The organism is Mycobacterium sp. TH-M25, assembly GCF_057473665.1.
This window is the reverse complement of sequence record NZ_JBYCLA010000017.1, coordinates 1-5,920: the sequence shown is the minus strand read 5'-3', so window position 1 is coordinate 5,920 and position 5,920 is coordinate 1. Positions and strand designations below refer to the sequence as shown.

The following is a 5,920-nucleotide window of genomic DNA, read 5'->3' as shown; positions in this document are numbered from 1 at the left end:
ACGTCGTGGTGCAGGCGCAGATCCTGTAGTTGCTGGGCGAACTGCAGTCGGAACAGGGCCTGACTTACCTGTTCATCAGCCATGACCTGTCGGTGATCCGGCAGGTCGCCGACGAGGTGATCGTGATGCGGGCGGGCCGGGTGGTCGAGCACGCGGCCACCGAGGACGTCTTCACCAGCCCGCGCCATGAATACACGCGCCAGCTACTGGCCGCCGTTCCCGGCGCGGGCGCTGGCTATCCTGACAGCTCGTGAGTTGCGCAGCCGACGATGAGCCGCGCTGCGCGATCGGAGAAGGCGGGAGGAGCGGCGCCAATGAATCCTGATCCGCTTGCCCCGCTGGTGGAGTTGCCCGGCGTCGCCGCGGCCAGCGATCAGGCGCGCGAGGCACTCGGCCGGGCGCACCGCCACCGCGCCAACCTGCGGCGATGGCCGGTGACCGCCGCCGAGGCGGCGCTCCGGTCAGCGCGAGCCTCAGCGGTGCTGGACGGGGGTGGACACCGACTCGAGGACGCTGAAGCCGCCGCCGCCGCCATCAGTGACCCCGTATTTGCCGGAGCGTTGCGTGTCGCCCAGGCCCTCGAGGGCGGCGAGACCAATGTGGTCGGGGTGTGGCAGCGCGCGCCGCTGCAGGCGCTGGCCCGGTTGCACATGTTGGCCGCGGCCGACCGGGTGGACGAGAGCCGGCTGGGCCGACCGCGTCCCGACGCCGACGTCGGACCTCGTCTGGAACTGCTGGCGCAGATCGTGTCGGGGGGCACGACGGCCCCGGCCCCGGTGGTGGCCGCCGTCGCGCATGGTGAGCTACTCACCCTGAAGCCGTTCGGCACCGCCGATGGCGTGGTGGCCCGCGCGGTGTCGAGATTGGTCACCATCGCGACCGGACTGGACCCCCACGGGCTGGGCGTACCGGAGGTGGGATGGATGCGTCGCGCCGCCGACTACCGCGAAGCCGCGGCCGGTTTTGCGTCCGGAACACCCGACGGCATGGCGTCCTGGTTGGTGTTGTGCTGCCGGGCCATGCGCACCGGCGCCCAGGAGGCGCTGACGATTGCTGACACCCTCACCGAACAGGGTGGGAGCGGGCACTAGAACCTACAGAGCGGGCGGCGTGCCGAAGGATTTCGGCTCGCCGCCCGCTAGCACGGATCCCGGTTACCATGCGTGCACCTGTGGGCTGCGTGGGATGGCCTCGGCGTTCTTGCGACGCTCCGGGCGTCGGCCCCACCCAAAGGGCCGTCGATGCCGTTCGCTCTTCGCAATTACGCAGGCCCGCAACACTTCTGCCATTATCGCGGCTATGACTCCGCGTGGGTGCCGAGAACCGTGCTCGGTTGCCCTGTCCGGGAGATCGGCCCTTCTCTTCTGGAACGATCTTGGCCGTACCAGGCTTCCGTGTCTCCTTTGTACTCCGTGACTCCGATCACATCAAGTGTCAATTGTCAGGAAAACGCTAAAGCGATACGGGGCCGTGCCGTGGAAAGTTTGCTGTGCGCGTCTAGAGGGCAAACCGACGCAGCAACGAGTACGTCAGCGCGCCGGCCGCCAGGGCGCTGATCCCCACCGCGGCTGTGGTGGCTACCGCGGCCCCTGACGGTGCCGGGATGCGGTCGCGCAGCGACACCGGTCGGGAAAACTCCAGCACCGGCCAGTCGCGGGCGCTCGCCTCCCGTCGCAGGGCGCGGTCGGGATTGACCACGCTGGGATGCCCGACCAACTCGAGCATCGGCATGTCGGTGATCGAGTCGGAGTAGGCGTAGCAATGCTCGAGCGGATAGCCCTCGCGCGCGGCCAACTCGCGAATCGCCTGCACCTTGCCCTCGCCGTAGCAGTAGAACCCGATTTCGCCGGTGTACCTGCCGTCCTCAACCACCATCCGGGTCGCCATTGCGTGGGTGGCCCCCAGTGCGCGCGCGATGGGTGCGACGAGTTCTTCACCGGAAGCCGAGACCACCACGACGTCGCGGCCGCACAGTTTGTGGCCGGCGATCAGGTCGGCCGCCTCGGCGAACACCAGCGGAGTGACGATGTCGTGCAGCGTCTCGCTCACGATGGACTTGACCTGCTCGACGTCCCATCCGGTGCACATGTTGGTCAAATGAATGCGCATCCGATCCATCTGGTCGTGGTCGGCGCCCGACAGCAGGAAGAGGAACTGCGCGTAGCTCGATTTGAGGACGGCTCGGCGGTTGATCAGCCCCTGTGCGAAGAAGGGTCTGCTGAACGCCAGCGTGCTCGACTTGGCGATGATCGTCTTGTCAAGATCGAAAAATGCTGCCGTGCGCGGACTGCGACCGGGGGGCATCGGCGGAGTTTGCTGTTCAGCGGCCGAGTCGGAGACGGTCACCGCCTCAGCATAGGGGGGTGAGTCGGCGCGCCGCGACGCTGTCGGCAAAAACCACGGTCAAACGGATCCCGTAACGCGTGGTACCAGCGAGGCGTTTGGTTCAGCTCCTTGAAGATCGTGGGTGTGTTTCGCGCGCAACCCTTGCGCTGCGCGACACTCTCGTGTGTATAGTAAGGGTCACTCGGCTTTGCCGAGGTGTATCAGCCCGACCCCCCGGGGCTGATACACGACGACCCTCGCCTCCTCCCCCCCTGGCGGGGGTCGTCCCTTTTCTCGGGTAAGTCTTTTCAGCGCACGCTCGGTGTGCACAGTCTCGGCGTTGTCCACACATTGTGTTGGCGCGACTGGCGGCATCGCCCCGCCCGCGGCACGGTAGGCCGATGCCGAACACCGATGCACGCGGAATTCTGGCGATCCTCGCCGATCCGGTCCTGCGCGATGAACTGGACCGAGTGGCAGCGGCGGTGAGCATGCGGGTTGTCTACGCCGCGAACTCGTCGCCGCTGAGTCGGAAAGCGTGGTCGGCGGCGTCGGCCGTCGTGCTCGACGAGGCGGCGGCACTGGGCTGTGCACAGACCGGATTGCCGCGGCGTGCACACGTCATCGTCGTGACCGGCGACGATCCGCCGCCGGCAACCTGGGCGGCGGCCATCGAGGTGGGTGCCCGGCACGTGCTGAGATTGCCGGCCCAAGAGCATGATCTGGTCCGCGAGCTCGCCGACGCTGCCGAAGCAGCTCGCGACGACGGCAGCCGCGGCGCGGTGGTGGCGGTGATGGGCGGGCGTGGCGGAGCGGGTGCCTCGCTGTTCGCGGTCGCGCTGGCGCGGGTGGCGACGGAGTCGATGCTGGTCGATTTAGACCCCTGGGCGGGCGGCATCGATCTATTGGTCGGCGCGGAGAATGCAGCTGGCGTGCGGTGGCCGGACCTCGCACTGCAGGGCGGACGGTTGACCTGGTCAGCCGTGCGCGACGCGCTCCCGCAGCACCGCGGGATGAGCCTGCTGTCGGGCACCCGGAGCGGAGGTGAATTGGACGGCGGCGCAGTGCGAGCCGTGCTCGACGCCGGCCGGCGTGGCGGTGCGACGGTGGTCTGCGACCTCGCACGTCGGATGACGGGCGCGGTTGAAACCGCCTTGGACACAGCCGATCTCGTGGTCGTGGTCAGTCCTTGCGATGTGCGGTCCTGCGCGGCTACCGCGACTGTCGCTCCCGTGCTCGCCGGAATCAATCCCAACCTGGGCTTGGTGGTCCGTGGGCCATCGCCGGGTGGTCTGCGTGCCGATGAAGTCGCGACCATCGCGGGTGTGCCGCTGTTGGCGGCGATGCGAACGCATCCGCGGCTGGCCGAGCAACTCGAACACACAGGTCTGCGGATGGGGCGTCGGTCTGCGCTGGCCACCGCGGCCCGTACGGTTCTGGCCGTCCTGCCGTCGCGCCGCACCCACCGGCGTGCGGCATGAGCGGTCCGTTGATCGATCGAGTGCGCGAGCGGTTGGCGGCCGAGTCCGTTCCGCTGCGACCGAACGTGGTGGCCGAGGCGATCCGAGCCGAATCCGGTGGGGTACTCGGCGACACCGAGGTGCTGACCAACCTTCGGATACTGCAGACCGAGCTGGCCGGCGCAGGAATCCTGGAACCACTGCTGTGTGGCGACAACACCACCGACGTGCTGGTCGCCGCACCGGACTCGGTATGGGTCGACGAAGGAAAAGGATTGCGCCGTAGCGGTATTCGCTTCGCCGACGAGGCAGCTGTACGCCGTTTGGCGCAGCGGCTGGCACTGGCAGCGGGCCGGCGGCTCGACGACGCGCAGCCCTGGGTCGACGGCCAGTTGACCGGAATGGGTAGTTTCGCGGTCCGGCTGCACGCCGTCCTACCGCCCGTGGCTGCTGCCGGCACCTGCCTGTCGTTGCGGGTGCTGCGGCCGGTCACCCAAGACCTTGCGGCGCTGATCACGGCCGGTGCCATCGCTCCCCAGGCTGCGGAGTTGATCCACGACGTGATCGCCGCCAGGCTTGCGTTCTTGGTGTCCGGCGGGACCGGCGCGGGCAAGACGACGTTGCTGTCGGCCATGCTGAACGCGGTGGCCGGTGACGAGCGGATCATATGTGTGGAGGACGCCGCCGAGCTGGCGCCGCCGCATCCACACCTGGTGCGATTGGTGGCGCGCTGCGCCAACGTCGAGGGCGTCGGTGAAGTCACCGTTCGCCAGCTCGTCCGCCAGGCGTTGCGGATGCGCCCGGATCGCATCGTGGTCGGTGAAGTACGTGGCGCCGAGGTGGTCGATCTGCTGGCCGCGCTGAACACCGGTCACGATGGTGGCGCGGGTACGGTGCACGCCAACAACCCCGCCGAAGTACCGGCACGTCTCGAGGCATTGGCTGCCCTAGGTGGTCTGGATTGTGCTGCGCTACAAAGTCAATTGAGCGCCGCTGTCCAAGTGTTGCTTCACGTCACCCGGAACCGGGACGGGCGCCGGCGGCTCGAGGAGATTGCCGTGTTGCGCGGCGCCCACCGAGGTGTTCGTGCGGTCACGGTGTGGCACGCGGACCGCGGCTGCACCGATGAGATCTCGGGTTTTAGAGCCCTGGTGCGAAGCCGGAGGCGGGCGTGACGGGGCCGGCGGTGGCCGCGCTCGCGTTGTCGGCTGCGGCGCTGATGGGTCCGTCGTCGCCGCGGCGGCGGCTGAGCCGCGAGCGGCGTAAGGCCTCGCGGCCGCTGGTGTTGTCTTTGACGATCGCGTGCATCGCGGTCGCGAGCACGGCGTTGTTCTCGTTGACAACAGTTTTGGGGCTCGCCGTGGTGGCCGCAACCATGTTCCTTCGCGGCCGGCGTCGACGTCGCAACGATCGCGCAATGGACGAGGGCCGGTCGATGGAGACCGCGATCGACGTGCTGGTGGGCGAACTCAGGGCTGGAGCGCACCCGGCTACTGCGTTCGCGGTGGCGGCAGAGGAGACAGCCGGACCAGTCGCCGGCGCGTGCCGTGCGGTGGCCGCACGCGCCCGACTCGGCGCTGACGTCGCCGCGGGATTGCGCGGAGTCGGCGCGACGGTCGCACTGCTGTCACACTGGGAGCGGTTGGCGGTGTGCTGGGAGTTGGCCACCGATCACGGGCTGGCAATGTCCGCGCTGATGCAAGCGGCGCAACGCGATATCGCTGAGCGGCAACGCTTTTCGGCTCAGGTTCGGGCGGCGATGGCGGGCGCTCGCGCTACCGCTGTCATTCTCGCTGGACTGCCGGTGCTGTCGGTGTTGATGGGTCAGGCGATCGGGGCGCGCCCGCTGTCGTTTCTGCTCGGCGCAGGTCTGGGCGGGTGGTTATTGGTCGCAGGCCTGACGCTGATTTGTGGCGGGCTGATGTGGGCTGATCGCATCACCGACGCGGCGGCGTCGTGATCACTACAGCGGCAATGCTTCTGGCTGCTGCGCTGCTGTCCAGCGCCGGTCCTTCGGCTGTGCGGGCTCGCGCCGCGATGCCGGATCGCCGACCGCCGTTGACGCGGCGGTCGGCGGCCGGGGTGGATCCACGGGGGGTGGCGTCAAGCCTGGGTGTGGGCTCGGTCTGTCTGGC

At 68.6% G+C, this 5,920-nt stretch carries 6 protein-coding genes and 1 pseudogene; 5 read left to right on the top strand and 2 right to left on the bottom strand.

What is annotated here, in order from left to right; all coding sequences use genetic code 11:
* Window positions 1–254: pseudogene (locus tag AC2VOU_RS00635) on the top strand (ABC transporter ATP-binding protein); the annotation flags it as partial.
* A 60-nt stretch (window positions 255–314) separates the two neighbouring features.
* Window positions 315–1,091: an oxidoreductase gene (locus AC2VOU_RS00630; protein ID WP_486955611.1), complete on the top strand. Its 777-nt coding sequence runs from the start codon at window positions 315–317 to the stop codon at window positions 1,089–1,091.
* Between the two features lie 406 nt (window positions 1,092–1,497).
* Here AC2VOU_RS00630 and AC2VOU_RS00625 read toward each other — a convergent pair whose 3' ends face one another.
* Window positions 1,498–2,346, bottom strand: a complete 849-nt coding sequence (locus tag AC2VOU_RS00625; protein ID WP_486955610.1) for an HAD-IB family hydrolase — start codon at window positions 2,344–2,346, stop codon at window positions 1,498–1,500.
* A 380-nt stretch (window positions 2,347–2,726) separates the two neighbouring features.
* On the opposite strand from AC2VOU_RS00625, the gene ssd reads away from it, so the two are divergent.
* Genes ssd through AC2VOU_RS00610 form a run of 3 tightly spaced genes read left to right on the top strand, consistent with a single transcriptional unit; the run spans window position 2,727 to window position 5,745 of the window.
* Window positions 2,727–3,806: a septum site-determining protein Ssd gene (gene ssd / locus AC2VOU_RS00620; RefSeq protein ID WP_486955609.1), complete on the top strand. Its 1,080-nt coding sequence runs from the start codon at window positions 2,727–2,729 to the stop codon at window positions 3,804–3,806.
* Entirely contained in the window at window positions 3,803–4,960 is a 1,158-nt protein-coding gene (locus AC2VOU_RS00615; protein WP_486955608.1) for a TadA family conjugal transfer-associated ATPase, read from the top strand. The genes ssd and AC2VOU_RS00615 overlap by 4 nt, the downstream gene beginning before the upstream one ends.
* Window positions 4,957–5,745, top strand: coding sequence for a type II secretion system F family protein (locus AC2VOU_RS00610; RefSeq protein ID WP_486955607.1), 789 nt, complete (start codon window positions 4,957–4,959; stop codon window positions 5,743–5,745). The genes AC2VOU_RS00615 and AC2VOU_RS00610 overlap by 4 nt, the downstream gene beginning before the upstream one ends.
* Here AC2VOU_RS00610 and AC2VOU_RS00605 read toward each other — a convergent pair.
* Window positions 5,723–5,920, bottom strand: a 198-nt coding sequence (locus AC2VOU_RS00605) for a hypothetical protein (RefSeq protein ID WP_486955606.1), incomplete at its 5' end; no start/stop codon positions are given. The two genes, AC2VOU_RS00610 and AC2VOU_RS00605, sit on opposite strands and share 23 nt — an antisense overlap.